At 63.4% G+C, this 25,793-nt stretch carries 22 protein-coding genes and 1 tRNA gene; 9 read left to right on the forward strand and 14 right to left on the reverse strand.

Annotated features, from left to right (window positions below):
- Positions 1–139 precede the first annotated feature (139 nt).
- Positions 140–216: transfer RNA gene (locus tag QGV55_RS08050), tRNA-Pro, on the reverse strand.
- A 69-nt stretch (positions 217–285) separates the two neighbouring features.
- Positions 286–1,305 carry a polyprenyl synthetase family protein gene (locus tag QGV55_RS08055; RefSeq protein ID WP_281017343.1) on the reverse strand — a complete coding sequence of 340 codons (1,020 nt, stop codon included), beginning with the start codon at positions 1,303–1,305 and terminating at the stop codon, positions 286–288.
- Between the two features lie 122 nt (positions 1,306–1,427).
- Between QGV55_RS08055 and QGV55_RS08060 the strand changes: the two genes are divergently transcribed.
- Genes QGV55_RS08060 through QGV55_RS08080 form a run of 5 tightly spaced genes read left to right on the forward strand, consistent with a single transcriptional unit; the run spans position 1,428 to position 4,456 of the window.
- Complete coding sequence (locus QGV55_RS08060) at positions 1,428–1,634, forward strand: DUF2007 domain-containing protein (protein WP_281017342.1); 207 nt, start codon at positions 1,428–1,430, stop codon at positions 1,632–1,634.
- Positions 1,635–1,640: 6 nt separating this feature from the next.
- A complete protein-coding gene (locus tag QGV55_RS08065; protein ID WP_281017341.1) occupies positions 1,641–2,372 on the forward strand; it encodes a methyltransferase domain-containing protein in 732 nt (243 codons plus the stop codon).
- 49 nt (positions 2,373–2,421) lie between these two features.
- The gene (locus QGV55_RS08070; protein ID WP_281017340.1) at positions 2,422–3,291 is read left to right on the forward strand and encodes a S49 family peptidase; all 870 of its coding nucleotides are present in this window, start codon (positions 2,422–2,424) and stop codon (positions 3,289–3,291) included.
- Between the two features lie 29 nt (positions 3,292–3,320).
- Positions 3,321–3,656 (forward strand): cupin domain-containing protein, encoded by a 336-nt coding sequence (locus tag QGV55_RS08075; RefSeq protein ID WP_281017339.1) that lies wholly within the window; start codon positions 3,321–3,323, stop codon positions 3,654–3,656.
- A complete protein-coding gene (locus tag QGV55_RS08080; RefSeq protein ID WP_281017338.1) occupies positions 3,653–4,456 on the forward strand; it encodes a citryl-CoA lyase in 804 nt (267 codons plus the stop codon). The genes QGV55_RS08075 and QGV55_RS08080 overlap by 4 nt, the downstream gene beginning before the upstream one ends.
- Positions 4,457–4,471: 15 nt before the next feature.
- Here QGV55_RS08080 and uvrB read toward each other — a convergent pair whose 3' ends face one another.
- The 5 genes from uvrB to QGV55_RS08105 all read right to left on the reverse strand — a co-directional run bounded on the left by uvrB (position 4,472) and on the right by QGV55_RS08105 (position 10,964).
- Entirely contained in the window at positions 4,472–6,697 is a 2,226-nt protein-coding gene (uvrB, locus tag QGV55_RS08085; RefSeq protein WP_348637711.1) for an excinuclease ABC subunit UvrB, read from the reverse strand.
- Positions 6,698–6,868: 171 nt separating this feature from the next.
- The gene (gene dxs, locus QGV55_RS08090; protein ID WP_281017336.1) at positions 6,869–8,788 is read right to left on the reverse strand and encodes a 1-deoxy-D-xylulose-5-phosphate synthase; all 1,920 of its coding nucleotides are present in this window, start codon (positions 8,786–8,788) and stop codon (positions 6,869–6,871) included.
- A 68-nt stretch (positions 8,789–8,856) separates the two neighbouring features.
- A complete protein-coding gene (locus QGV55_RS08095) occupies positions 8,857–9,750 on the reverse strand; it encodes a polyprenyl synthetase family protein (protein WP_281017335.1) in 894 nt (297 codons plus the stop codon).
- A gap of 6 nt (positions 9,751–9,756) precedes the next feature.
- Positions 9,757–10,014, reverse strand: a complete 258-nt coding sequence (locus tag QGV55_RS08100; protein ID WP_281017334.1) for an exodeoxyribonuclease VII small subunit — start codon at positions 10,012–10,014, stop codon at positions 9,757–9,759.
- A complete protein-coding gene (locus QGV55_RS08105; protein ID WP_281017333.1) occupies positions 10,011–10,964 on the reverse strand; it encodes a histone deacetylase family protein in 954 nt (317 codons plus the stop codon). The genes QGV55_RS08100 and QGV55_RS08105 overlap by 4 nt, the downstream gene beginning before the upstream one ends.
- A gap of 177 nt (positions 10,965–11,141) precedes the next feature.
- Here QGV55_RS08105 and QGV55_RS08110 point away from each other — a divergent pair, with 177 nt between their 5' ends.
- The 4 genes from QGV55_RS08110 to QGV55_RS08125 are packed head-to-tail and all read left to right on the forward strand — an operon-like array spanning position 11,142 to position 16,407.
- Positions 11,142–12,248, forward strand: coding sequence for an efflux RND transporter periplasmic adaptor subunit (locus tag QGV55_RS08110; RefSeq protein WP_281017332.1), 1,107 nt, complete (start codon positions 11,142–11,144; stop codon positions 12,246–12,248).
- A 28-nt stretch (positions 12,249–12,276) separates the two neighbouring features.
- Positions 12,277–15,447, forward strand: coding sequence for an efflux RND transporter permease subunit (locus QGV55_RS08115; protein ID WP_281017331.1), 3,171 nt, complete (start codon positions 12,277–12,279; stop codon positions 15,445–15,447).
- Between the two features lie 43 nt (positions 15,448–15,490).
- Positions 15,491–16,042: a histidine phosphatase family protein gene (locus tag QGV55_RS08120; protein WP_281017330.1), complete on the forward strand. Its 552-nt coding sequence runs from the start codon at positions 15,491–15,493 to the stop codon at positions 16,040–16,042.
- Positions 16,042–16,407: a VOC family protein gene (locus QGV55_RS08125; RefSeq protein ID WP_281017329.1), complete on the forward strand. Its 366-nt coding sequence runs from the start codon at positions 16,042–16,044 to the stop codon at positions 16,405–16,407. The genes QGV55_RS08120 and QGV55_RS08125 overlap by 1 nt, the downstream gene beginning before the upstream one ends.
- Before the next feature lie 9 nt (positions 16,408–16,416).
- Here the strand turns inward: QGV55_RS08125 and QGV55_RS08130 are convergent, their stop codons facing one another.
- The 7 genes from QGV55_RS08130 to QGV55_RS08160 all read right to left on the reverse strand — a co-directional run bounded on the left by QGV55_RS08130 (position 16,417) and on the right by QGV55_RS08160 (position 25,762).
- Positions 16,417–17,211 (reverse strand): ABC transporter ATP-binding protein, encoded by a 795-nt coding sequence (locus QGV55_RS08130; RefSeq protein ID WP_281017328.1) that lies wholly within the window; start codon positions 17,209–17,211, stop codon positions 16,417–16,419.
- A 72-nt stretch (positions 17,212–17,283) separates the two neighbouring features.
- Complete coding sequence (locus QGV55_RS08135; protein ID WP_281017327.1) at positions 17,284–18,522, reverse strand: ABC transporter substrate-binding protein; 1,239 nt, start codon at positions 18,520–18,522, stop codon at positions 17,284–17,286.
- A gap of 57 nt (positions 18,523–18,579) precedes the next feature.
- Complete coding sequence (locus QGV55_RS08140; protein WP_281017326.1) at positions 18,580–19,650, reverse strand: branched-chain amino acid ABC transporter permease; 1,071 nt, start codon at positions 19,648–19,650, stop codon at positions 18,580–18,582.
- 4 nt (positions 19,651–19,654) lie between these two features.
- On the reverse strand, positions 19,655–20,590 hold the full coding sequence (locus tag QGV55_RS08145; RefSeq protein ID WP_281017325.1) for a branched-chain amino acid ABC transporter permease: 936 nt from the start codon (positions 20,588–20,590) through the stop codon (positions 19,655–19,657).
- A gap of 13 nt (positions 20,591–20,603) precedes the next feature.
- A complete protein-coding gene (locus QGV55_RS08150) occupies positions 20,604–22,505 on the reverse strand; it encodes an AMP-binding protein (protein ID WP_281017324.1) in 1,902 nt (633 codons plus the stop codon).
- 11 nt (positions 22,506–22,516) lie between these two features.
- A complete protein-coding gene (locus QGV55_RS08155; protein WP_281019877.1) occupies positions 22,517–23,305 on the reverse strand; it encodes an ABC transporter ATP-binding protein in 789 nt (262 codons plus the stop codon).
- Between the two features lie 111 nt (positions 23,306–23,416).
- Positions 23,417–25,762 (reverse strand): PAS-domain containing protein, encoded by a 2,346-nt coding sequence (locus tag QGV55_RS08160; RefSeq protein ID WP_281020131.1) that lies wholly within the window; start codon positions 25,760–25,762, stop codon positions 23,417–23,419.
- Between the last annotated feature and the right edge of the window lie 31 nt (positions 25,763–25,793).

A 25,793-nucleotide genomic window follows, 5' to 3' on the forward strand; every position in this document is an offset into this window, starting at 1 on the left:
GTCTTCGCCTGCATGCGCATGCTGCATGACGGAGGTGCTTGCTGAAGGAGATCAGGAACGCGACGCGCCGGATCGGCCGGAAACTCCGGGGATCAGAGGCCGGTATCTCCGGGCTTCGGGACCCCGGAGACAGAAATGTTGGTCGGGGAGAGAGGATTCGAACCTCCGGCCCCCGCCTCCCGAAGACGGTGCTCTACCAGGCTGAGCTACTCCCCGACCGGTCCCACAGTCATGTGACTGCAGAGGCGAGCGGTGTATAGCCGCTGGGTGCGGTGCGGGCAAGGATCAATATGCGCGTTCGATGGTGAATTCGACTGCATCGATCAGGGCCGATTTCATGACGCCTTCCGGGAAGATGGCCAGGGCGTCGCGGGCCCGCGCCCCATAGTGGCGCGCACGTTCGATGGTGTCGGCCAGGGCATCGTGGCTCTGGATCAGTTCCTGCGCGCGGTCAAGATCATCCTCGGTCTGTTCCATGTCTTCCAGGCAGCGCCGCCAGAACTGGCGTTCCTCCGGTGTGCCACGGCGGAAGGCCAGCACGATGGGCAGGGTGATCTTGCCTTCCCGGAAGTCGTCACCGACGGTCTTGCCGAGCGTCGCCTGCCGGGCCGAATAGTCCAGTGCATCATCGATCAGCTGGAACGCGATCCCGAGGTTGCGCCCGTAGGAATCAAGCGCTTCGACCTCGGCCTTCGGGGCCTCCGCGACGATTGCGCCGACACGGCATGCGGCCGAGAACAGGGCCGCAGTCTTGGCGGAAATCACGTCGAGATAGGCGTCTTCCGTCGTTTCGGTGTCATTGGTGGTGATGAGCTGCAGCACCTCACCCTCCGCGATGACCGCGGACGCCTTGGAGAGAATCGCGAGGACTTCCAGCGAGCCGTCCGCGACCATGAGCTGGAAGGCGCGGCTGAACAGGAAATCACCCACCAGCACGCTGGCCTGATTGCCGAAGACCGCGTTCGCGGTGGCATTTCCCCGTCGTAGATCGCTTTCATCCACCACATCGTCATGCAGCAGTGTCGCCGTATGAATGAATTCGACACAGGCGGCGAGGCTGACCTGCCGGTCGCCCTGGTAACCGCACAGGTCTGCCGCTGCGAGCGTCAGCATCGGGCGCAGACGCTTGCCCCCGGCGGCGACGATGTGGCTGGCAAGCTGTGGGATCAGCGCGACCTCGGACTGCATCTTGTCCATGATCACCTGATTGACCCGGTCCAGATCGCGCTCGACCAGCGACCGCAGTCGCTCCAGCCCGGCCGCGGGCTTGGCCGTTTCGTCCTTAAGGGGAACCACGTTTGACACGCTGTATGCTCCATGCACGCTGCGACTGGCGAATTTGAGTGACCGAGAATAGATTGGGACGAAGGTCCGTCAAGCTGCGGACGCGGGACGTGTTGTCGCCTCTGACAGGAACGGAAAGGTACATGGTCGAGGTCTTTCGTACCAACGATCTGGTTGCGCTTTCCTTTGCCGAGGCCCTGCTGAAGGGGGAGGGGATTGCCTCCCTGCGCTTCGACCAGAACATCAGTGTCATGGAAGGCTCCATCGGAGTCTTCCCGCGGCGCCTGATGGTGGATGATGATGACGAGGCTGCAGCGAAGGACCTGCTGCGCATCGCGGAGCTGATCTGAGCCGGAATGACAGGCTTTACCGACGATCTGATCCTGGGTGGCCGCGTGGCCCTGCGGCAGCCTGCAAGGGGCTTTCGCAGTGGCTCCGATGCGGTGATGCTGGCCGCAGCCTGCCATCCGCGACCGGGCGGGCGCGTCCTCGAACTGGGGTGCGGCACCGGTCTGCCGATGCTGTCGCTTGCCGCCAGACGGTCCGATGTGAGTTTTGTCGGGCTGGAAGTGCAGCCCGGTATCGCCGCTCTGGCCGCGATCAATATTTCGTCAAATGCCGCTGAGGATCGCGGAGCGGTCTGTGTCGGTGATGTCGGCGCGGCACCCTTCGCGGACCGGTCGTTCGATCTGGTGCTGGCCAACCCGCCCTATTTCGATGCCGCCCGCTTCCGCCGCTCACCCGATGCGGCGCGGGAGATGGCGCGATCGGAGGGCGCGGTTCCCCTGGCAGGATGGATCGGCACGGCCATCCGCCTGATCGCGCCCGGCGGCCACGCGGTGCTGATCCTGCGCCGTGAACGGCTGGCAGAGGTGCGCGATGCGTTGCCGCCCGACTGCGCGCTGGACATCCGCCCCCTCGGCAGTCGCGCCGGCCGTCCGGCGAAGCGTGTGCTGCTGCGGCTGCGGCCAGGCGCGGATGGCGCGGTACAGGAACTGCCTGCGCTTGCATTGCATCAGGCGGATGGGCGTGACACGCCGCTGGCCAATGGCATCATGCGGGATGCAGATCCGATAATCTGGACGTGAGACCGCTCATGCCCTTGCAAGCCGGTGCTTGCTGCCGCACATCAGGGGCATGAACACAAAACCAGGATTGCTAAAGCGCCCCATTGCCCACTTCCGGAAGTGGCGCGCAACACCCGTCGTCTCGGTCCTGCGCTTGCAGGGCGTGATTTCCCCCGGTGGCAGCGCGCCCTTTCGCCCCGCCGCCCTCAACCTCGCGGCGCTGGAAAGCCGCATCGAGCAGGCATTCCGTCCGAAACGGCTGGCTGCCGTCGCGCTGATCATCAACAGTCCGGGCGGTTCCCCGGTGCAGTCCGCGCTGATCGCCAGCGCCATCCGCCGCAAGGCGGAGGAGAGGAATGTACCCGTGCTGGCCTTCGCGGAGGATGTGGCGGCGTCCGGCGGCTACTGGCTGATGACGGCAGGCGACGAGCTCTATGCCGACCGGGCATCCATCGTCGGCTCCATCGGTGTCATCTCGGCCGGATTCGGTTTCAAGGGTCTGATCGAACGGTTCGGTATCGAGCGGCGCATCCATTCGGCAGGCGAGAAGAAGTCGTTCCTCGACCCGTTCTCCGCCGAGCAGGAAGAAGACGTGGAACGGCTGAAGGAGATCCAGTCCCAGATCCACGACACCTTCATGGATCAGGTCAAGAGCCGTCGCGGCGACAAGCTGAATCGCAGGCGTTACAAGGAGATATTCTCCGGTGATGTTTTTCTGGGTGAGGAAGCCGAGCGCCTCGGCCTGATCGATGGCATCGCCGAGACGACGTCGTTCCTGAAGGCGCGCTTCGGCAAGGACGTGCGGCTGCGGTCCATCGGTGTGCGCCGCTCCCCCCTGCGCGGCCTGCTGCGTGGCGGCAGCAGCAGTGCCGGGCAGATGACCGGAGAGGTTCTGGCCGGAATCGAAGACAGGCTGCACTGGAACCGATACGGTCTGTAGGGCTGTGATGACCGATGGGGAGGGGTCTGATGGACATTCGCGCGACACTGGAACAGGCACGGACAACGCCACCCAGTCCGGGGCGTGCGTCGGCGCTGCTGATGCAGCACGGGACCATGTCGCTGCGGTTCTATGCGCCGCTCGGAACCGACCCGCAGACGCCGCACGATCAGGACGAGCTCTATATCGTCTCGCGTGGCACAGGCATGTTCTTCATGAACGGGGAGCGCGTGCCGTTCGGACCCGGTGACGTTCTGTTCGCACCGGCGCATGCCGAACACCGGTTCGAGGATTTCACGGATGATTTCGAGACCTGGGTCGTGTTCTACGGCGCAGAAGGTGGTGAGGGGAGTACCGCGACATGATGGGTGACAAGGGCGCAGGCGCGTCGGCAATTGCGAAGGCGGACGCGGCAAGCGTCACGATTCGGGGCAAGGATCTGTGCGAGGAACTGATCGGGAAGGTGGACTTCACCGACTTCTTCTTCCTGCACCTGACGGGAAAGATGCCAACGGAGAACCAGTCTTTCTTCCTCAACGCCGTTCTGGTGACACTGGCGGAACATGGCCTGACGCCGTCCGCGCAGGCAGCCCGCATGACTCTGCAGGCCGGGCCTGACGCAATGCAGGGTGCGGTTGCGGCCGGTATCCTTGGCTGCGGTTCGGTCATCCTCGGCTCCGCGGAAGTCGCGGGCAAGTTCTACGGCGAAGGTGTCGCGCGCGTCCGGGCGGGGGAGGACGTCGATGCTGTCGCCCACGCCATGGTGCAGGACCTGCGGGACCGGAAGGCGTTCCTGCCCGGTTTTGGCCATCCGATCCACAAGCCGGTCGATCCGCGTGCCGAGAAGCTGCTGGAACTGGCGGACGAACGCGGTGCCTCCGGCGATCACGTCGCGTTCCTGCGCGCCGCCCGTGCGGTGGCAGAGGAGATCTATGGTCGCAAGCTGGTGCTTAACGCCAACGGCCCGATTCCCGCGATCCTGCTGGATCTGGATTTCCCGCCCGACGCGCTGAAGGGTATCTCGATCCTCTGCCGCACGGCAGGCCTGATCGGCCATTGCCTGGAGGAACTGGAACGCCCCATCGGCTTCCGCCTGGCCCATCTGGGCGATCAGGGCACCGCCTATGACGGCGGCTGGCCGGAGGGTCATCCAAACGCCGGTTGATGTTGTTCGTGTCGGCTACCGCTTCCGGCTCTTCACGCTGGGGCGGGCGCCGGGGCGGCCGGACTTGGTGCGGCCCTGGCCGTACTTGCTGGGGCCGCCGCCCTTGACCTTGGCCTGGCCGGTCTTGGTGGCACCGGGCGCGTAGGAGGCCATGGCCTCCGCCAGTCCCTTGGGGCGGGCCATCGGGTCGGCGAGGATTTCCAGTTCGGCGCTTTCCAGCCGCTTGATGGCGTCGCGCAGGCGGGCGGCTTCCTCGAACTCCAGATCCGCGGCGGCTTCCCGCATCCGGGTCTCCAGATCGGCGATATGGGCCTTCAGGTCCTTGCCGGTCAGCAGCTTCTGATCGTCATCCACGTCCACCGTCAGGCTGTCGCGGGCATAGACCGACTGCATCACGTCGGAGATGTTCTTGCGGATGGAGACGGGCGTGATGCCATGCGCCTCGTTGTAGGCCTGCTGCTTGGTGCGGCGGCGCTCCGTCTCCGCCAGCGCGCGGGTCAGGCTGTTGGTCATCTTGTCGGCATAGAGGATCACGCGGCCATCCAGGTTGCGCGCCGCGCGGCCGATGGTCTGGATCAGGGAGGTCTCGGAGCGCAGGAAGCCTTCCTTGTCGGCGTCCAGAATGGCGACCAGGCCGCATTCGGGAATATCCAGTCCCTCCCGCAGCAGATTGATACCCACCAGCACGTCGAAGACCCCCAGCCGCAGGTCGCGGATGATCTCGATCCGCTCCAGCGTGTCGATGTCGGAGTGCAGATAGCGCACCTTCACGCCGTTCTCGTGCAGGTATTCGGTCAGATCCTCCGCCATCTTCTTGGTCAGGGTGGTGACCAGCACCCGCTGGCCCTTCTCCGCGCAGGTCCGGGCCTCCGCCATCAGATCGTCCACCTGGGTGGCAACGGGACGGATGATGCATTCCGGGTCGACCAGACCGGTGGGACGGATCACCTGTTCGACGATCACACCCTCCGTCCGCTCCAGTTCCCAGGCGCCGGGGGTGGCGGAGACAAAGACGGTCTGGGGCCGCATTGCATTCCATTCATCGAACTTCAGCGGGCGGTTGTCGACGCAGGACGGCAGCCGGAAGCCGAACTCGGCCAGCGTCCACTTGCGGCGGAAGTCGCCCCGGAACATGCCGCCTACCTGCGGCACGGTCACATGACTCTCGTCGATGAACAGCAGGGCTTCTTCAGGAATGTATTCGAACAGGCTGGGGGGCGGCGCACCGGGCGGACGTCCGGTCAGATAGCGGGAATAGTTCTCGATGCCGGGGCAGGACCCGGTGGCCATCATCATCTCGATATCGAACAGGGTGCGCTGTTCCAGCCGCTGGGCCTCCAGCAGCTTGCCCTCCGCGTTGAGCTGCTCCAGCCGAACGGCCAGCTCCACCTTGATCTCCTTCACCGCCTGCTGCAGCGTCGGGCGCGGGGTCACGTAGTGGCTGTTGGCGTAGAGTTTCACGCTGTCCAGGCTCTGCGCCTTCTCCCCGGTCAGGGGGTCGAACTCGACGATCTCCTCCAGTTCGTCGCCGAACAGGGAGAAGCGCCAGGCACGGTCTTCCTGATGGCTGGGGAAGACCTCCACCGTGTCACCGCGCACGCGAAAGGCGCCACGCTGGAAGGCGGCGTCATTGCGCTTGTACTGCAGTTCCACCAGCCGCCCCAGCAGGGCGCGCTGATCGACGCGATCCCCCCTGGTGATGTTCATGGTCATGTCGGAATAGGTCTCGACGGAGCCGATACCGTAGATCGAACTGACCGAGGCCACGACGATGACGTCGTCGCGTTCCAGCAGGGACCGGGTGGCGGAATGGCGCATCCGGTCGATCTGTTCGTTGATGGACGCGTCCTTCTCGATATAGGTGTCGGTCCGGGGAACATAGGCTTCGGGCTGGTAGTAGTCGTAGTAGGAAACGAAGTATTCCACCGCATTGTCGGGAAAGAAGGACTTCATCTCGCCATAGAGCTGCGCTGCCAGGGTCTTGTTCGGCGCCATGATGACGGCGGGGCGCTGCACCTCCTGAATCAGGTGGGCGACGGTGAAGGTCTTGCCGGAGCCGGTGACGCCCAGCAGCACCTGATCGCGGTCCCCGGCCCGGACGCCCGATACCAGTTCCGCGATGGCCTGCGGTTGGTCGCCCGCCGGTTCGTAGTCGGAAACGATCTTGAGCGCCTTGCCGCCTTCGGTCTTCAGCGGACGGTCAGCACGCTCCGGCAACCAGATCGGGGCCTCCGCCTCCATCAGGGCATGCTTGAAGGTGCTGTCGAGCTCGCCCAGTGACGTTGCCATATCAATCCTGCGCCAAGAATTCCGTGGTCAGGTCATGGGACCACAACGTGAACATCCATACCCAATATGCGCCATACCCTTTCGGAAGGAAAGGGGGGCGGAGTGGATCGGTACGTTCGGCGCTCAGGCGCGGGCAGGGGCCGTGGCATGGGCATCGATGCCCAGGGCGGAGACCACCGTGGTGACGATCTGCGGCGCGTTCAGGCCGGCCACGTCGTACATCTTCTCCGGCTTGTCCTGATCGATGAAGCAGTCCGGCAGCACCATCGGACGGACCTTCAGCCCGTCCAGCAGGTCATTGGTGGCCAGGAACTGCAGCACATGACTGCCGAAACCGCCGACGGCACCTTCCTCGATGGTGACCAGCAGCGGATGCTCCCGCGCCAGCCGGGCAATCAGATCCTCATCCAGCGGCTTGGCGAAGCGGGCGTCGGCGACGGTAGCGCTCAGGCCCATGGCGGCCAGATCATCGGCGGCCTGCAACACTTCCGCCAGTCGCGCGCCGAAGGACAGGATCGCGACCGAGGTGCCTTCGCGCAGGATACGACCCTTGCCGATCTCCAGCGGCACGCCCGCCTGCGGCATGTCCACGCCAACGCCCTCGCCACGTGGAAAGCGGAAGGCAGAGGGGCGGTCGTCGATCTGCGCCGCAGTCGCGACCATGTGAACCAGCTCGGCCTCGTCCCCAGCCGCCATGACGACGAAGCCGGGCAGGGTGGCGAGGTAGGTGATATCGAACGATCCGGCATGGGTCGGGCCGTCCGCGCCCACCAGACCGGCCCGGTCGATGGCGAAACGCACCGGCAGGCTCTGGATCGCCACGTCATGGACAACCTGGTCGTAGCCGCGCTGCAGGAAGGTCGAATAGATCGCGGCGAAGGGTTTCAGGCCCCCTGCGGCCATCCCGGCGCAGAATGTCACGGCATGCTGCTCCGCGATGCCGACGTCGAAGGTGCGCTCAGGGAAGGCCTTGCCGAAGATGTCGAGACCGGTGCCGGAGGGCATGGCGGCGGTGACGGCGACGATCCGGTCATCCTTCTCGGCCTCCTGCACCAGGGCATTGGCGAAGACCTTGGTATAGGCAGGGGCGTTCGACTTGCCCTTCATCTGGGTGCCGGTGACCACGTCGAACTTCGCAACGCCGTGATACTTGTCCGCCGACTGCTCCGCAGGCAGGTAGCCCTTGCCCTTTTCGGTGACCACATGCACCAGGATCGGACCGTGCTTCGCGTCGCGCACATTCTCCAGCACCGGCAGCAGATGGTCCATGTTGTGACCGTCCACGGGACCGACGTAATAGAAGCCCATCTCCTCGAACATCGTGCCGCCGGTCAGCATGCCGCGCGCGAATTCCTCCGCCCGCTCCGCCATCTTCTCGAAGGAGCGCGGGAACCTCTGCGCCAGCTGCTTGCCGACCTGACGCAGGCTGAGATAGGGCTTGCCGGAGATCAGGCGGGAGAGATAGGCGCTCATCGCACCAACGGGCGGGGCGATCGACATGTCGTTGTCGTTCAGGATGACCACCATGCGGCTCTTCATGCCACCGGCGTTGTTCATCGCCTCATAGGCCATGCCAGCAGACATGGAACCGTCACCGATCACGGAGATGACGCGGTGCGGCTGGCCCAGCATCTGATGCGCAACATCGAAACCGAGCCCGGCGGAGATGGAGGTCGATGAATGGGCCGCACCGAAGGGGTCGTAGGCACTCTCCGCCCGCTTGGTGAAGCCGGAGAGCCCGCCAGCCGCGCGCAGGGTGCGGATCCGGTCACGCCGTTCGGTCAGGATCTTGTGCGGGTAGCACTGGTGCCCGACGTCGAAGATCAGCTTGTCGTCCGGCGTGTTGAAGACGTAGTGCAGGGCGGCGGTCAGTTCGACGACACCCAGACCGGCACCCAGATGGCCGCCGGTCACAGAGACAGCATCAATGGTTTCCGTCCGCAGTTCATCGGCAAGCTGGCGCAGTTTCGATGGCTCCAGCGTGCGCAGATCAGCGGGGGAGTTGATCGTGTCGAGCAGTGGCGTCTTGGATGTGTCGGCCAAGCATGGCCTCCCATTATTGTTCCCTGTGGCGCGTTCCATCGCGGCGGCAGTGTCGCGACGGTCGGCCTTCAGGATCGGCGTTCGATCATGAAACGCGCGATGTCTTTTAATAGAAAGGCGTTTTGGCCAAACAAATCAAGGCGCGCAACCGCTGAATCAACCAGTTCGGCTGCGCGATTCCGCGCGCCCTCGACCCCCAGCAGGCCAATGAAAGTGGCCTTGCCGGCATCGGCATCCTTGGCAACGGCCTTGCCCATCTGTGCCACATCGCCCTCGATATCCAGCAGATCGTCCGCGATCTGGAAGGCAAGACCGATCTCCAGGCCATAGGTCGCCAGCGCACTGCGCTCCGTCTTCGTCGCGCGTCCCAGGATGGCACCGGCCTCGACGGACCAGGAGATCAGCGCACCGGTCTTGAGGTCCTGCAGGCGGGTGATCTGCGCCAGGTCATAGGTCTCGGTCTCGGCCTGCAGGTCGATCATCTGACCGCCGACCATGCCGTCCGCACCGATGGCATCGGCCAGCGTGCGGACCAGTTCCATGCGGATCTCGGCATCCGGGTCGGTTTCCGGCCCGGCCAGTATCTTGAAGGCGAGCGGCTGCAGCGCGTCTCCGGCCAGTATCGCCGTCGCCTCGTCGAATTCCCGGTGACAGGTCGGCTTGCCCCGCCGCAGGTCATCGTCGTCCATGGCGGGCAGGTCGTCATGGATCAGCGAATAGGTGTGAACCATCTCGACCGCCGCGGCGGCGCGTACCGCGTTCTCCTTCGGGACACCCAGCAGGTCGGCGCTGGTCATCACCAGAAAGGGACGGAGGCGCTTGCCGCCGGCGAACAGCGCATAGCGCATTGCCGCGTGGACCCGGGCCTCCAGCGTGGCGGGCAGGGGCAGCAGCCGGTCGATCTCGGCCTCCACCGCCTGTGCCGCACCTGCCAGGGCGGTCGCCAGTTGTGTTTCGGACATCAGCCGTCAATCCGTCTCGAACGGAACCGCATCACCCGGTCGGCCATCGGGGCTGATCACCAGCTTCTCCACCCGTGCCTCGGCCGCCTTAAGTTTGGTTTCGCAATGGGCCTTCAGCAGGCTGCCACGGGCATACATGTCGATGGATTTCTCCAGATCGACGGAACCCGACTCGAGCTTCTGGACGATGGTTTCAAGTTCCGCCAGCGCAGCCTCGAAACTCAGGGCCGCAATGTCCTCAGGCATGGCCGTGTCGTCTGTCATGATCCCTCCGTCGGCGGTGCTGTTTCACCCTGCAGCGTTGAGACATGGACGCGTGTCGCCGATTGCAGGGCATCAAGGTCGTACCCTCCCTCCAGCACCGAGACAAGGCGACCGTCGCAACATTCCGTGGCGATGGTCATGATTTCACCGGTGATCCAGCCATAGTCGGCGTCGGTCAGGTTCAGGCTGGCCAGCGGATCGCGCTCGTGCCCGTCGAACCCGGCGGAGATGATCACCAGTTCCGGCGCGAAGGCCCGCAGGCGCGGCAGCCCGGTCTCCGACCAGGCACGCCGGAAATCCGCGGATCCCGCCGTCGGCTCCAGGCACAAGTTGACCAGATTGTCGGCAATGCCGGTCTCGTGCGCTGCACCTGTGCCCGGATAGAGCGGCCACTGGTGGGAGGACAGGTACATCAACTCGGGATCATCGCGGAACCGGGCCTGGGTGCCATTGCCGTGATGCACGTCGAAGTCCAGAACGGCCACCCGCCGTATCCCATGTGCCTGCCGCGCATGCAGCGCGCCGATTGCGGCATTGTTGAACAGGCAGAACCCCATGGGGCGATCCGGCTCCGCGTGGTGGCCAGGGGGGCGGATCGCGCAGAAGGCATTGTCGGCATCCCCGGCAAAGACCGCATCGATGGCAGCAATCACGGCTCCTGCTGCCCGCCGGGAGGCCTCGGCCGATCCCGGTGAGACAACGGTATCCGGGTCCAGGTTGCGCCGCCCGCTCTCCGGTATCGCGGCATTGAGCTTCTGCACGTAGGCATCCGAATGGGCCAGCGCGAGTTGCGCATCGGTGGCCAGAGGTGCCTCCTGCCGCAAGAGGTCCGGATAGGTGGTCTCGTCGATGGCATGAAACACGGCACGCAGCCGGTCAGGCCGTTCCGGGTGTCCGGTACCGGTGTCGTGGAACAGGCATTCGGTATGTGTCATGAACAGGGTCGTCAATCGGGCCTCCCGTCGCCTGCCGGGCTTACTTCCCGGCACCTGATCGTGACCGGGGGTACTGCAAATAGCATTTGCCACTGGTACACGACACGTTAACTTCGCGCGGGGGCCGGGCGGTCTCAAGGTCAAATGCTGGGTCGCCTGAAAGGTCCCTGGGCATTCACGGGAGTATCCGGCTTGCGTCTTGGAATTCAGCTTGTTGTCATCGCGGTGCTTGCGCTCGTTGGCTATCTGGTCTGGCAGGCGCGTGCGGACCTGCCGATCATCGGCCCGTACTTCGCGGAGTCGGGCGGCGGTCAGCGATTTGGCGGCGGGGCGGTCCTGGTTGATGTGGCCCCGGTCACGTCGGAGCGTCTGGTAGATACCATACAGGCCATCGGCACCACCCGCGCCAACGAGGCGGTGACGATCACCAGCAAGGTCGCCGGGCGCGTGGCCGATATCCGTTTTCGCGAAGGTGACACGGTCCGCCAGGGCGCGGTCCTGTTGCGGCTTGATGCCGTGGAGATACTGGCGGAGCGGGATGAAGCCATCGCGCGCCAGACCAGGGCCCGCCAGAACTACGAACGCGGCGTGAAGCTGCGGGACGCCCGCGCCGTGACGGCAGGTCGGACGGAGGAACTGGCCCAGGATCTGGCGGAGGCCGATGCCGCTGTCGCGCAGATCGAGGCACGCCTGCGCAACTACGAACTGAAGGCACCGTTCTCGGGTCGGCTTGGCCTGCGGAAGGTCAGTCAGGGCGCGCTGGTCACGCCCGGGGACGAGATCGTGACCCTGGATGACATCTCCGTCGTCAAGCTGGATTTCGACGTGCCGGAGACCGCACTGGCCTCCGTACATCCGGGACTGCTGGTCACCGCCCGCACCGCCGCCTATCCGGATGTGGTGCTGGAAGGCGTGGTCGCCACTGTCAATACCCGGATCAATCCGGCGACCCGCGCGGTGACGGTACGCGCCGAGCTGGCGAACAAGGAGGGACTGCTGCGTCCCGGCATGTTCCTGACGGTCGATCTGGCCTATGGCGCCAAGGACGGCGCACTGATGGTGCCGGAGGAAGCGATCGTTGCCGTGGATGACGGCATGTTCGTCTTCGCGATCGTTGACGGGAAGGCGGAACGGCGCGCCATCACGATCGGCCGCCGGAGACCGGGACAGGCCGAAGTGACCTCCGGACTGGCGGCGGGAGAAATTGTCATCGTGGGCGGCATCCAGAAGGTGCGTCCCGGCGCGGAGGTGAACATCCGCAGCAACATTGGTGATGCGGTTCAGAAACCATCAGCCTGATGTGATCTGAGCAGGCAGGGAGTTCGGCATGGTCCTCTCGGACGTTGCAATCAAGCGACCGGTCTTCGCGACGGTGCTCAGCCTGGTGCTGATGATCTTCGGCATCTTTGCCTATCAGGGCATGACGATCCGCGAATATCCCGACATCGATCCGCCGATTGTCTCCATCAACACCGTCTGGCGTGGCGCATCGCCGGAGATCATCGAATCCCAGATCACCCAGGTTCTGGAGGATGAGGTCGCCGGCATCGGCGGTGTGCAGAAGATCAGCTCCACCAGCCAGGAAGGCTCCTCATCCATCTCGGTGGAATTCAATCTCAGCCGTGACATCGATGCGGCGGCAAATGACGTGCGTGACCGCGTCAGCCGCGCCATCAACCGCCTGCCGGACGAGGCTGATCCGCCGCGTGTCGCCAAGACCGAAGCCGACGCCCGCGCCATGATGTGGCTGGTGCTGACCAGTGACCGGCTCAACGCGCTGGAACTGACGGACTATGCCGAACGCCAGATCATGGACCGGTTCAGCGTCGTGGACGGTGTTGCCCGCGTGCGCACTGGCGGCGGCAAGCGCTACGCCATGCGCATCTGGCTGCGAAAGGGTGAACTGGCCGCGCGTGGGCTGACGGTGAGTGATGTCGAGAACGCGCTGAGACAGCAGAACATCGAACTGCCATCGGGGCGCATCGAGTCCGTCGAGCGCGAGTTTGCGGTGAAATCACGTACGGCACTGCGCAGCGTCGAGGAGTTCCGCAATATCGTCGTGGCCGACCGGAACGACTATTTCATCCGCCTGAGCGAGATCGCCGACGTCGAACTGGGGCCGGAGGATGAACGGACCAAGTTCCGCGCCAATGGCCGGACTGCCATCGGCATCGGGATCATCCGGCAATCGAAATCGAACACGCTGGCCGTCGCGGAGGGAGTCCGCGAGGAACTCAGGAACGTGACGCCGGGACTGCCGGTCGGCATGGAACTGGTCGTGTCCTTCGACCAGGCCGTCTTCGTCGAGGAGTCGATACGGGAGGTCTATCGCGCGCTGGGGATCGCCATGGCGCTGGTGGTGCTGGTCATCTTCGTGTTCCTGCGATCCATATGGGCGACGCTGATACCGGCGCTCGCCATTCCGGTCTCGATCCTCTCCGCCTTCATTGTCCTCGGTTCCCTCGACTATTCGATCAACGTCCTGACCATGCTGGCACTGGTTCTGGCCATCGGACTGGTGGTGGATGACGCGATTGTCGTGCTGGAGAACATTCACAGACGGATCGAGAATGGCGAGCCGCCATTGCTCGCCGCGACGCGGGGCGCGCGCCAGATTGCCTTCGCGGTCATCGCCACGACCGTCGTTCTGGTCGCCGTCTTCGTGCCGATCTCCTTCCTTGAAGGCAACGTCGGCCGATTGTTCCGCGAATTCGGCATTGCCGTGGCAACGGCTGTCATCTTCTCCAGCTTTGTCGCCCTGACGCTGACACCGATGCTCTGTTCGAAACTGCTGCGGCCCAGCAGCAACGCAGGGCCATTGGGACGCGCCACCGAAGGTGTCTTCAAGAGCATGTCCAGCGGGTACGGCTGGGTGCTGCGTCGTGCGCTGTCGGTTCCGCTGGTGATCGTTGCACTGGCTGTCGCCGTTTCCGCGCTTGCCTATCTGCTGCTGCTGGCGCTGCCCAACGAGCTTGCCCCGCGGGAGGACCGTGGAATCATCTTCGTTTCCGTCTCTGCGCCGGAGGGCAGCAGTCTGGAGTATACCGACCGCTATACGCAGGAGGTCGAGGACGCGCTGCAGCCCTACGTCGACAGCGGGCAGGCCGACCGTACGCTGATCATTCTCGCCCCCGGTTTCGGCGGCCGTCCCGGCGACGTGAATTCCGCCTTCGGGATCGTGCGGCTGAAGGACTGGTCGGAGCGGACGATCACGCAGGGGCAGGTGATTGGCCAGGTGTTCCCGAAGATGCTCAGCATCCCAGGGATCAAGGCATTCGCGTTTGGCCGTCCACCGCTGGGCCAGCGGTTCTCCCAGACGCCGGTGCAGGTCGTGATCGGTGGTCCTAGCTACGAGGAACTTGATGCCTGGGCGGAGCTGCTGCTGGCGGAAGCGCGAAAGAACCCCGGGCTGCGCAATCCGGACAAGGACTTCGACCAGACCGTCCCGGAACTCAGCGTTGCCATCAACCGGGACCGTGCCGCCGCCCTTGGCGTGCAGGTGGACGAGATCGGGCGGACGCTGGAGACCATGCTGGGCGAGCGCCGGGTCACCAATCTGGAACGTGGCGGCAAGCAGTACCCGGTGATCCTGCGTGCGCAGCAGAGCGACCGCGCCACGCCGGAAGACCTGCGCAACATGTATGTGAAGTCCGCCACGACGGGTGAACTGATTCCGCTCTCCAACCTCGTCACCATGTCGGAAGGGGCGACGGCGGGAAGCCTGAAACGCACCGACCGGCTGCGGTCGATCACCATCACGGCGGCGCTGGCCGAAGGGTACACGCTGGGCGATGCGCTGACGTACCTGGAAGATGCGGCACGCCGGACCCTGCCTGGCGACGCCCGCATCACCTTCGCCGGCGAGAGTCAGGAGTTCCGGTCATCGACCGGCGCGCTCTACTTCACCTTCGCCATGGCGCTGGTGATCGTCTTCCTGGCCCTGGCCGCGCAGTTCGAGAGTTTCGTGCATCCGTTCGTGATCCTGACCGCCGTGCCACTGGCGGTGACGGGTGCCCTCGGCGCGCTGATCATCGCCGGGCTTTCGATCAACGTCTACAGCCAGATCGGCATTGTCATGCTGATCGGACTGACGGCGAAGAACGCGATCCTGATCGTCGAGTTCGCCAACCAGTTGCGTGACGAGGGCAAGTCCGTGACGGATGCCGTGCTGGAGGCCGCGATCATTCGCCTGCGGCCCATCCTGATGACGACGATCTCCACCGCACTCGGTGCCTTGCCTCTGGCCATGGCGACCGGGGCAGGGGCCGAAACGCGGGAGGTTCTGGGGATCGTGATCATCGGCGGTATTGGGTTCTCCACGATCCTGTCGCTGTTCGTGGTACCGGTGTTCTACATGCTGCTGGCGCGTTTCACGAAGCCCGCGGGTCATATCGAGCGCCGCCTGCGCCGGATGGAGTCGGATCATCATGACTCCGAGAAGGCGGCGGTCACGGACGGCAAGCCTTCGGCCACCGAGCCTGCGCCTGCAGGCGACTGAATGACGGGTTAATGACCGGCGCCCGTGGGAGGGGCAGGGAACGATGACGAAGATCTATCTGGTGCGACATGGCAAGGCTGCGGCGGCATTCGACGAGGATCATGATCCGCCGCTGGACAAGGCCGGCATCCGCCAGGCGCTTGCCATGGCTGACACGCTGGGACCGCTCGGCCCCCTGCCGATGGTGACCAGCCCGATGCGCCGGACGCGGGAAACCATTTCCGCGCTGGAGGCCGTGTGGGGATCCCCGGCACGGATCGAGCCGCGCGTGACGGAAGTGCCGTCCCCGACCGAGGATCTTGGCGCCCGTCGGCAGTGGCTGACCGGTATCATGGCGGGTCGCTGGTCCGATACGGATGCATTGCATCTGGCCGGCTGGCGCGCGGACCTGCTGAAGGCGATCGAGGAGATCGAGACTGATACGGTGATCAGCAGCCATTTCGTCGCCATCAACACAATTGTCGGTCTGCTGACGGACGATGACCGCGTCACGATCTTCCGCCCCGACAATTGCTCGATAACACGCATTGAGCGTCAGGACGGGAAGCTGGTCGTGGCGGAGATGGGCAGGGAAGTCGAGACCGAGGTGCTCTGATGCGGCTGGACCACGTCAACGTGCGCTGCCGAGACCTGGAGGGCATGCGCCGGTTCTTCGAGACGGTCGTCGGACTGCAGGTGGGCGCGCGGCCGGACTTCGATTTTCCGGGCTACTGGCTCTACGGTTCGGAACCGGGGGAGGCCATCGTGCATCTGGTCGGCGTGACGGACGACGGCGGGGAGAATGTTCCGGGACCGGTCGACCATTTCGCCTTTCGCGGCGGCGACCACGCGACACAGATCTCGGCCATCAAGGCAGCGGGATTGCGATACCGGGAGAATGACGTGCCGGGACTGCCGATCCGGCAGGTCTTCGTGCGCGGGCCTGAGGCCGTGACGGTGGAACTGCAGTTTCCCGCCTGAAGGCCGGGATCAGCCGAGCCAGCGCTTGCGGCGACGATAGTGCTTCACATCGCGGAACGACTTCCTGTCGCCGCCTTCGCCGATGCCGAGGTAGAACTCCTGGATGTCGGAGTTGGCCAGCAGTTCCTTGGCCGGACCCTCCATCACGATGGAGCCGTTTTCCATGACATAGCCGTGGTCGGCGATGGACAGCGCCAGATTGGCGTTCTGTTCCACCAGCAGAATGGTGACACCGGCTTCCTTGCGCATCCGCTGGATGATGCCGAAGATCTCCTCGATGATCATCGGGGCGAGGCCGAGAGACGGCTCATCCAGCATGATCATCTTCGGGTTGGACATCAGGGCACGTCCGATGGCCAGCATCTGTTGCTCACCACCCGACAGGTACCCGGCCTGACCGGTACGGCGTTCCTTCAGGCGCGGGAAGAAGGTGTAGACCTGATCGATCATGTCGCGGACGGTCTTCATGTCGGAGACGATATGCGCCCCGGCGAGCAGATTGTCCTCGATGCTCAGATGAGTGAAGACGCGGCGGCCTTCGAAAACCTGGACAACGCCCTTCTTCACGGTCTCGTGCGGCGCCAGCTTGTCGATGCGTTCGCCGTTGAATTCGATGGAACCGCGCGTGACCTGGCCGCGTTCCGGCTTCAGAAGCCCGGAAATGGACTTCAGCGTTGTGGTCTTGCCCGCGCCGTTTGCCCCCAGGATCGTCGTGATCGACTGCGGCTTGACGTCGATCGAGATGCCTTTCAGCACCAGAACGACATTGTTGTAGATCACTTCAATATTATTGATCGCGAGCATTTTCGCCTCTTTGGAAAAGGTATCAAGCGCCGGGCTGCCGCAAGGACAGCCCGGCAATAGATCAGGCCAGGATCAGTTCTTCATCTTGGCCGATTCTTCCTTGATGAGTTCGAAGACGACATCGCGATAGCCCTTGAACCATTCGGTAGCAGGCTCGAACCCGGTCTTCGTCACCTTGAAGACGCGGACCCAGCCACCACCTTCATGGTCACCGCCACCAAGGTTCAGCGGCGGAAGCAGACCGCCCAGCGAGAAGTCCTTGATGGCGTGGAAGCCATCACGGACCTGCGTACCGGTCACGTCGGCCTTGCCGCCATTTGCCGCAACGGCGTTGCGGAGCGCTTCGACATGCAGGGCGCTGATCAGCAGACCACGGTTGTAGAACACGGTCGATGACATGCTCTCGCGGGCTTCCTTGCCCTGGGCCTTGAGCATCGCCTTGATGTCGCGGCGCACCTGGAAGTCGTCACCGACACCGGCGAACTGCAGACCGGCATAGCCCTCTGCAGCTTCGAAACCGCCGGCGGCGGCAACGTCGGCTTCAGAGGCGCCCCAGACGAAGGACACGACCTTCTCGAGCGGGAAGCCTGCACGCTTCAGCGCGTTGATCTGCACGGAAGGCGCGCGACCGAACAGGTGGCTGATGACGAAGTCTGCCCGGAAACGGCGGGCGATGTCACGGGCCTGGTTGTCCATCTCGATACCCGGCGCGGGGACCGGGAATTCGTTCAGGGTGTAGCCTTCCAGTTCGGAGAGCTTGCGCAGCACCGGAAGGCCTTCACGACCTGCTGGATTGTCATAGAACAGGTAGGCGATCTTCTTGCCCTTCAGGCCACCCATCTGCTGCTTGGCATATTCTACCGCGGCGCCTGCCTGCGACCAGTAACTGGCTGCTGCCGGGAACAGGTAGGGGAAGGCGTTGCCATCAGCCGCCAGAGCGGTGCCGAAGCCGGGGGTCGTCGCCGGGATCTTGTCCTTCTGCAGGTCAGCGGTCAGCGCCTGTGTGATCGGGGTGCCGAACAGGCCGACCAGAACAGCGCCTTCCGACTTGAAGCGCTGATAGCCTTCAACCGCCGGCGGTACCTTGTACTGATTGTCGACTTCGACGAGGCGGATCGTATGACCGTTGATTCCACCCTGGGAATTGATCAGGTCGATGTAATCCTGCGCGCCGTCACCGACGGGGTTGCCGACATTGGCTGTGGGGCCGGTGCGGTCCGTCATCTGGCCGATGACGATCTCCCCGGCGTGGGCCGCGGTCATGGCGGCAAGGCCACCTGCCACGGCTATGGATGCCAGTATGCGTTTCATTCTTGGTTCCTCCCTTGGGATCATGCCCCGTCGTTCTTGCGGGGGCTTGGCGACAGTCTAGTACGAAAACGGCCAGACACGGAAATAACTCCGGATGTTCAGCCACAGCCGGTTCAGGCCCTCTGGTTCAACAACCAGGAAGAACATGATCAGTCCGCCGAACACGACCAGCCGCATGTGGGACTTGATGCCCGAAAGGGCACCGGCGTCCTCGATCAGGTAAGGACCGACTGCGGTCATGAACAGATCGATGGCGATCGGAAGCAGGGTCACGAAGGTGGCCCCGAAGATGGCGCCCAGGACCGACCCCATGCCGCCGATGATGACCATGGCGAGGTAATCGATCGAGACGACAAGGGGGAAGAACTCGTTGTTCGCCACCCCCGAGTAGTAGGTATAGAGCACCCCTGCGACACCGGCATAGAATGAAGATATGGCAAAGGCCATCAGCTTGTAGCGGCGAACGTCGATGCCGAGAATCTCGGCAGCGATGTCCTGGTCACGGATGGCGATGAAGGCCCGGCCGATGCGACTACGTGCAATGTTCAGTGCGATGACGATGGCAAGGACCGCCGTGACCAGAATGAACATGTAGAGTTCCCGCTGCGTATCCAGGACGATGCCGAAGACACTCGGCCGGGGGACCTGGATGGATGCCTGGAAACCGCCCGAGATGGCGGGCGTATGCACGATGATCCAGTCGATGATGAACTGCGCCGCCAGGGTGGAAATGGCGAGATACAGCCCCTTGATGCGCACCGATGGGAAGCCGACGATGATGCCGATTGCAGCGGCCATCAGACCGCCGGCGGGCAGGGTAATCCAGAACGGCAGGTCGAACCGGGTTGCCAGGTTCGCCGCCGTATAGGCCCCGACCGACATGAAGGCGGCATGGCCGATGGAGATCTGACCGGTCAGGCCGACCAGGATGTTCAGGCCCAGCGCGCCGACGATGGCAATGCCGACCAGGTTCAGGATCGTCAGGTAGTAGCTGCTGACCAGCAGCGGGGCCACGACGAAGAAGAGGATGGCGAAGCCAGCCACTGTGAACCTGGCGATCGGCAGCGGGTAAAGCGCCGAGTCGCTGGCGTAGGTCGTCTTGTAGTATCCACTTTCGCGATGAAACACGGCTTCAGACCCTTTCGATATGGACTTTGCCGAACAGGCCGTAGGGCTTGAAGAACAGCACCACGATCATCAGCAGATAGGGAAGGAAGTCCTTGGTTCCGCCACCCTCGAAGGGGAAGAACTCGCGGAACCAGGGCTGGGTCATTGCCGGGTCGATATAAGTGCCGCCCCAGGCTTCGATGATGCCGACGATGATGCCGCCGACGATAGCGCCGATGATGCTCTCGAGGCCGCCCAGGATAACCACCGGGAACACCTTCAGGCCAACCACGGCGAGGGTATTGTCGACGCCGATGGCGCTGCCCCAGAGCAGACCGCCGAGCACGGCAACGACGCCGGCCATGGACCAGGCCAGCACGAAGTAGCGCTCGACATTGATCCCCATGGCCATGGAGACCTGGTGGTTGTCGGCCACCGCGCGCAGTGCAACGCCCTTGCGTGACTTCATGAAGAAGATCGAGAACGCCCCGAAGAAGGTCAGTGCCACGGCACCGCCGACCACGTTGATCGGGGTCAGGTAGATCTGGCCGACGATGATTGGATCATTGGGAATGCCGAGGTCCAGCGCGCGGGTCGTGGCCCCGAAGATCATCGGGAACAGCCCCTCCAGAAATGCCGCGAGACCGATGGTCGCCATGATGATCGCGACCACGGGCCGCCCGATCATCGGGCGGAGCACGATCCGCTCCAGCATCACGTTGAACAGGATCATGAAGACAAGCGCGATGATCGCACCCAGGACGATGGGAACCCCGTAGTCGGCGGAGAGTGCCGCGACCATGACGCCGGAGATCATGACAAACTGGCCCTGGGCGAAGTTGATGGCGTCAGTAGACTTGTAGATCAGCACGAAACCCAGTGCGATCAGGGCGTACATCAGCCCGATCAGGGCCCCGTTGATCGTCGTTTCCACGAAGTACCAGACGGCGAACATATCCATCTCGAATTCCCCCTCAGGCCGCTTCCAGAATGGTCAGGCGCGTATCCAGCATCGACTTGCGCCCGTCCTCGAACGTCACTTCGGTGGCCAGCTCGACCTCCTTGCCCCCGTTGTAGAAGGCGTCGATGACCGGCGCGTACTTCTCGGCAATGAAGCCGCGGCGCAGCTTGCGTGTCCGTGTCACCTCCGCATCGTCTGCATCCAGATCCTTCGCAAGCAGCAGGAAGCGCTTGATTCGGCTTACTTCCGGCAACGAAGGATTGATCCGCTTGATCTCCTCCGTGATCAGGTCGCGGACTTCCTGCTTGTGCGTCAGATCCATGTAGTTGGTGTAGGCAAGACCCAGCTTCTCGGCCCAGTTGCCCACCGTGTTCATGTCGATCGCGATCATGGCGCAGACATATGGCTTCTCGTGTCCGAAGGAGACGGCCTCCGAGATGTAGGGGCTGAACTTCAGCTTGTTCTCGACGAACTGTGGTGCGAAGGGCGAGCCATCGACCAGCTTGCCCACGTCCTTCGCGCGGTCGATGATCGTCAGCTCTCCGGAGCTTTCCAGAATGCCCGCGTCACCGGTGCGGAACCAGCCGTCCTCCGTGATGGCTTCCCGGCTGGCTTCCTCGTTCTTGTAGTAGCCCTGGAAGACACCGGCACTCTTGATCAGAACCTCGCCATTGTCGGCGATCTTCACGTCGATGCCGGCGCAGGGTGTGCCGACATGGTCCGGGGATGCCTGCTTGTCCGACTGCAGGGTCACCAGGCCGGAAACCTCGGTCGAGCCATAGACCTGCTTCAGGTTGATGCCCATGGCGCGGAAGAAACGGAACGAGTCCGGTCCCAGCGGTGCACCGCCGACATAGACCCAGCGGGCCCTGCGGAAGGCATACTGGTCGCGGATCGGGCCGTAGACCAGGATCTCGCCGATGGCGCGCTTCAGCTTCATGCCAAGGGAGATCGGCAGGCCCTCGGCCTTCCTGTTCTCGATATCAACGGCGACATCGCGGAAGGTATTGAAGACCCAGCGCTTCAGGCCGGAGGCATCATTGGCCTTCACCTGGATCTCGGACAGGACCATCTCCAGGCTGCGGGGCGCCGCCACGAACCCGGTCGCGCCGAGTTCACGGCCGTCCCGGCGGAACGTCTCCGGGCCTTCGGGGCAGTTGCAGGCACAGCCGGACATCAGGCTGACCGTGGTGCTGTACATGGCTTCACCGACCCAGGCGAGGGGCAGGTAGGAGAACATGTCGTCGCTCTCCCGCACATCCTCGTTGGCCAGGAAGGTCCGCGCCGTCTCCACCATGTTGGCGTGCGAGAGCATGACACCCTTGGGATTGCCGGTGGTGCCGGAGGTGTAGACCATGAACGCGATGTCGGTCGGCTTCACCGCGGCAACCGCCGTCTCGAATGCCGCCGGATTGGCCCGCCCGTACTCGACACCTTCGGCCTGTACGGCCTCGAAGCTCATGACGGTCGGATCATCGGCCAGTTCCGACATGCCGCGCGAGTCGTCATAGACCAGATATTCGAGCCCGGTCAGGCCGTCGCGCAGGGACAGGATCTTGTCCACCTGCTCCTGATCCTCGGCCACGATCACCTTCACTTCGGCATTGTTGAGCACGAACTTCAGTTCGGTCGCGATGGCGTCCTGATAGACGGGAACCGCCGTGCCGCCGAGGCAGATGGCAGCCATCTCGGCCCAGTAGAGGCGTGGGCGATTGTTGCCGGCGACACAGAGCTTGTCGCCGGGGCCAAAGCCGAGCTTTGCCAGGCCCATGGCGAAATCACGGACGTTCCCGGCATAGTCGGCCCAGGTATAGGTGCGCCAGATGCCAAGATCCTTCTCGCGGATCGCGGGCTTCGTCGGTCGGGTACGCTCATTCTCAAGCAGCAGCGCGCCGAGGGTATCTGCATTGGTCATTCCAAAACCCCCTAGTGTGATGTGCCGAGATAGGCCTGGATTACGGCAGGATCGGCCTGAATCTCTGTCGGCGTGCCTTCCGCGATCTTCGTGCCCTGGTCGAGCACGGCGATACGGGTCGAGATATCCATCACGACCCCCATGTCATGTTCGATGAGGATGATGGTCGTGCCCAGTTCCTCGTTCACGTCGAGGACATAGCGGGCCATGTCTTCCTTTTCCTCGGAATTCATGCCGGCCATCGGCTCGTCCAGCAGCAGCAGGTCCGGTTCCAGCGCGAGCGCGCGACCGAGTTCAACGCGCTTCTGGTAACCGTAGGCGAGGGCGCCGGTCGATTGCTTGCGCAGGTCGTTCAGTTTCAGGAAATCGATGATCTCCTCGCACCGGGCACGGTGACGGATCTCCTCCCGCTGGTTCGGTCCCCAGTAAAGACAGGCCTTCAGCAGGTTGGACTTCATGTGAATGTGTCGGCCCAGCATCAGGTTCTCCAGCACATTCATGCCGGCGAACAGTGCGATGTTCTGGAATGTGCGCGCGATCCCGCGTTCGGCCCTTTCGTTGGGCCGGAGCGCCGTGATGTCTTCGCCCTGGAAGACAATCGATCCGGTATCGGGGGTGTAGAAACCACTGATCATGTTGACCAGAGATGTCTTCCCCGCACCATTGGGTCCGATGATGGAAAAGATACTGCCCTTGGGTATGTCGACGGAAACATTGTCCACCGCCCGCACACCACCAAAGTATTTCGACACGCCGTTGACGCTGAGCGTCACCTCCCCGGCTGTCGATGCTGCTGGCATCGCCACTCAAGGCCTCCCCGTGTAAATAGCTTTTTCTTATTCTTGGAACAGGACTATACCAGTGGGTATTCCAAATAGACAAGTGTGCTTTTCAGCTTTCATTACGGGCAATTAGAGCTTGCAGATGCGCGCGGCAGGCAACCAGAGAACCGCAGTCGTGCCGACGCCCGGCACGCTCTCCAGACGCAACGTGCCGCCGTGCAACTGAGCCAGGGAACGCGAGAGTGACAGACCGAGTCCTGTTCCCTCGAACCGGCGCGAGAGCCCGGTTTCACCCTGCACGAATGGCTCGAACACCCGTTCCTGCTGATCGCTGGCGACCCCGATGCCGGTGTCGGCGACAGTGAGTTCCAGGCCATCGGGTACAAGCCTGATGTCGATCGTGATCTGCCCGCCTGGCTGCGTGAACTTGATGGCGTTGGACAGAAGGTTGATGAAGATCTGCTTGATCAGGCGACTGTCAGCCATGACTTCGGGCACATCGCGCTCGGCGGCCAGATTGACGATCGTCAGGCCATCGCTGCCGTCTCGGGTGCGTGCGATCCGCAATGCCGAATCGAGCAGAAGGGGCAGGTCGACTTCCTGCTCGCGCAGTTCCAGATGTCCCGATTCCGCCTTCGACAGGTCCAGGATGTCATTGATCACCGACAGCAGATGCGTGCCGCTGTGGTGGATGTCGCTGATGTACTCGGCGTACTGCTTGTTCCCGATGTTCCCGTACATCTCGTCACGCATGATCTCCGAGAATCCGATAATGGCATTCAGCGGGGTACGCAGTTCATGGCTCATGTTGGCCAGAAACTCGGACTTTGCCCGGTTCGCCATCTCAGCCTGTTCCTTGGCCATGTGCAGGGCCCGTTCTGCCTGCCGACGTTCGGTCACGTCCCGGATCACGACCTGGGCCATGGGCTGGCCCTCGAAGGGTACGATGGAGCTTTCGATCTCCATCTCGAACGATTCCCCGTCGAGCCGTCGGCACTTGAAGATCATTCCGCCGCGCGCGGAGCCAACGCCTTCGGCGAGCATCTGCCTGGAACGCTCCTTTAGTTTCGGAAGGTCGCGTGGCGCAACCAGCTGACTGACTTCCTGGAAAAGCAGGTGTTCCCGGCTGCGGGCGCGGAACATGCTGACGGCCGAGGCATTGGCGTAGCGGATCTGACCCCTGTGATGCACCAGGATCGCGTCGGGGCTGCGTTCGACAAGGTGGCGGTAACGTTCCTCCCGTTCCCGCAGCGTCTCGTTCATGCGCTGCCATGGGGTCATGTCGTTGACCGAGAACAGCAGACCGCCGTCGGGCAGGGGATCGCTGCTGATTTCCAGGTGAATGCCGTCGGGTCGTGTCCGCTGGTAGCGGAAAGCCACGCCGCTTCGCGACATCTGATAGCGACGTTCCATTTCCGGGAGCACCTGACCATAGGCGGGGTCTGAGCGAAAATGGTCGAGGATGTCGGCAATGGTCCGGCGCACCGCGAAGAATTCGGATGGCAGGCCCATCAATTCGACAAAGCGCTGATTGACGTTCGACACGACGAAGTCGGCGTCGCCGACACAGACACCGTTGTGCAGTTTCTCGAAGACGGAGGTGAGCATCTTCGACTGACGCTGCCGTTCAAGTTCGCGATGCTTGCGCGCGGAAATGTCGGTGTAGACACCCACAATGCCCGCGCCGCTGATCTCGTTCTCGGAGATCCGGTACCAGCGTCCGTCCCTGAACGCCACTTCGCCTTCGTATCGGCCCCTGCGGTGCCCCTTGTGACGCTCTTCCATGTTGTAGGTCGCGCCGGATGCCGAAGTATCGATCTCGCCGCTTTCGATCAGCCAGCCGATCCAGTCCTTGAAGGAAATGCCGATTCGCAGCTTTTCCTCATTCGGGTCGAAGGCCTGCTGGAACACCTTGTTGTACATGCGGATGCAGTCGTCACTGCCGTAGAGCACGAATCCCTCATTGATGGATTCAAGCGCGCCTTCCAGAAGACCTTCCGCGTCGCGCGCCCGCCCGCGATCGACGACCCCTTGCGTGATGTCGCTGCCGGTACCCCGATATCCCAGAAAGGAGCCGTCGTCCCCGAATACGGGCCGACCACTGATCTGGAACCAGCGAAATTCACGGGGCGTCTCTCCCCCATAGACATAGTCACTGAAGGTACGGTGTGCGGCCAGATCGGCCAGATGGGCCAGGAACTCCGGTGCGTTCGGATCGCTGGCCATCTCGGCGCGGGTATTGCCGAGGAACAGGTCGACATCGATACCTGTCAGGTCCTGAAAACGCTTGGAAATGAAAATGAACCTGTGCGCCGCGTCGGTTTCCCAGAACCAGTCCTTGGCGATCTCGAGAAAATCCGCCATGCGACGCTCAGGCGTGAAGGCCTGCTGGCCGTTGCCATCAGGCCGCCGTGGTGGCGTATTGGCGTTCATTTCCCCCGACGCGGCGACATTGCTCCAGCGCCTTTCATCCATTCAAACGTTCCGGCTGCAACATGCGGCATCT

This window comes from Minwuia sp. IMCC3009 (assembly GCF_029909415.1).
Taxonomy (GTDB): Bacteria; Pseudomonadota; Alphaproteobacteria; order Minwuiales; family Minwuiaceae; genus Minwuia.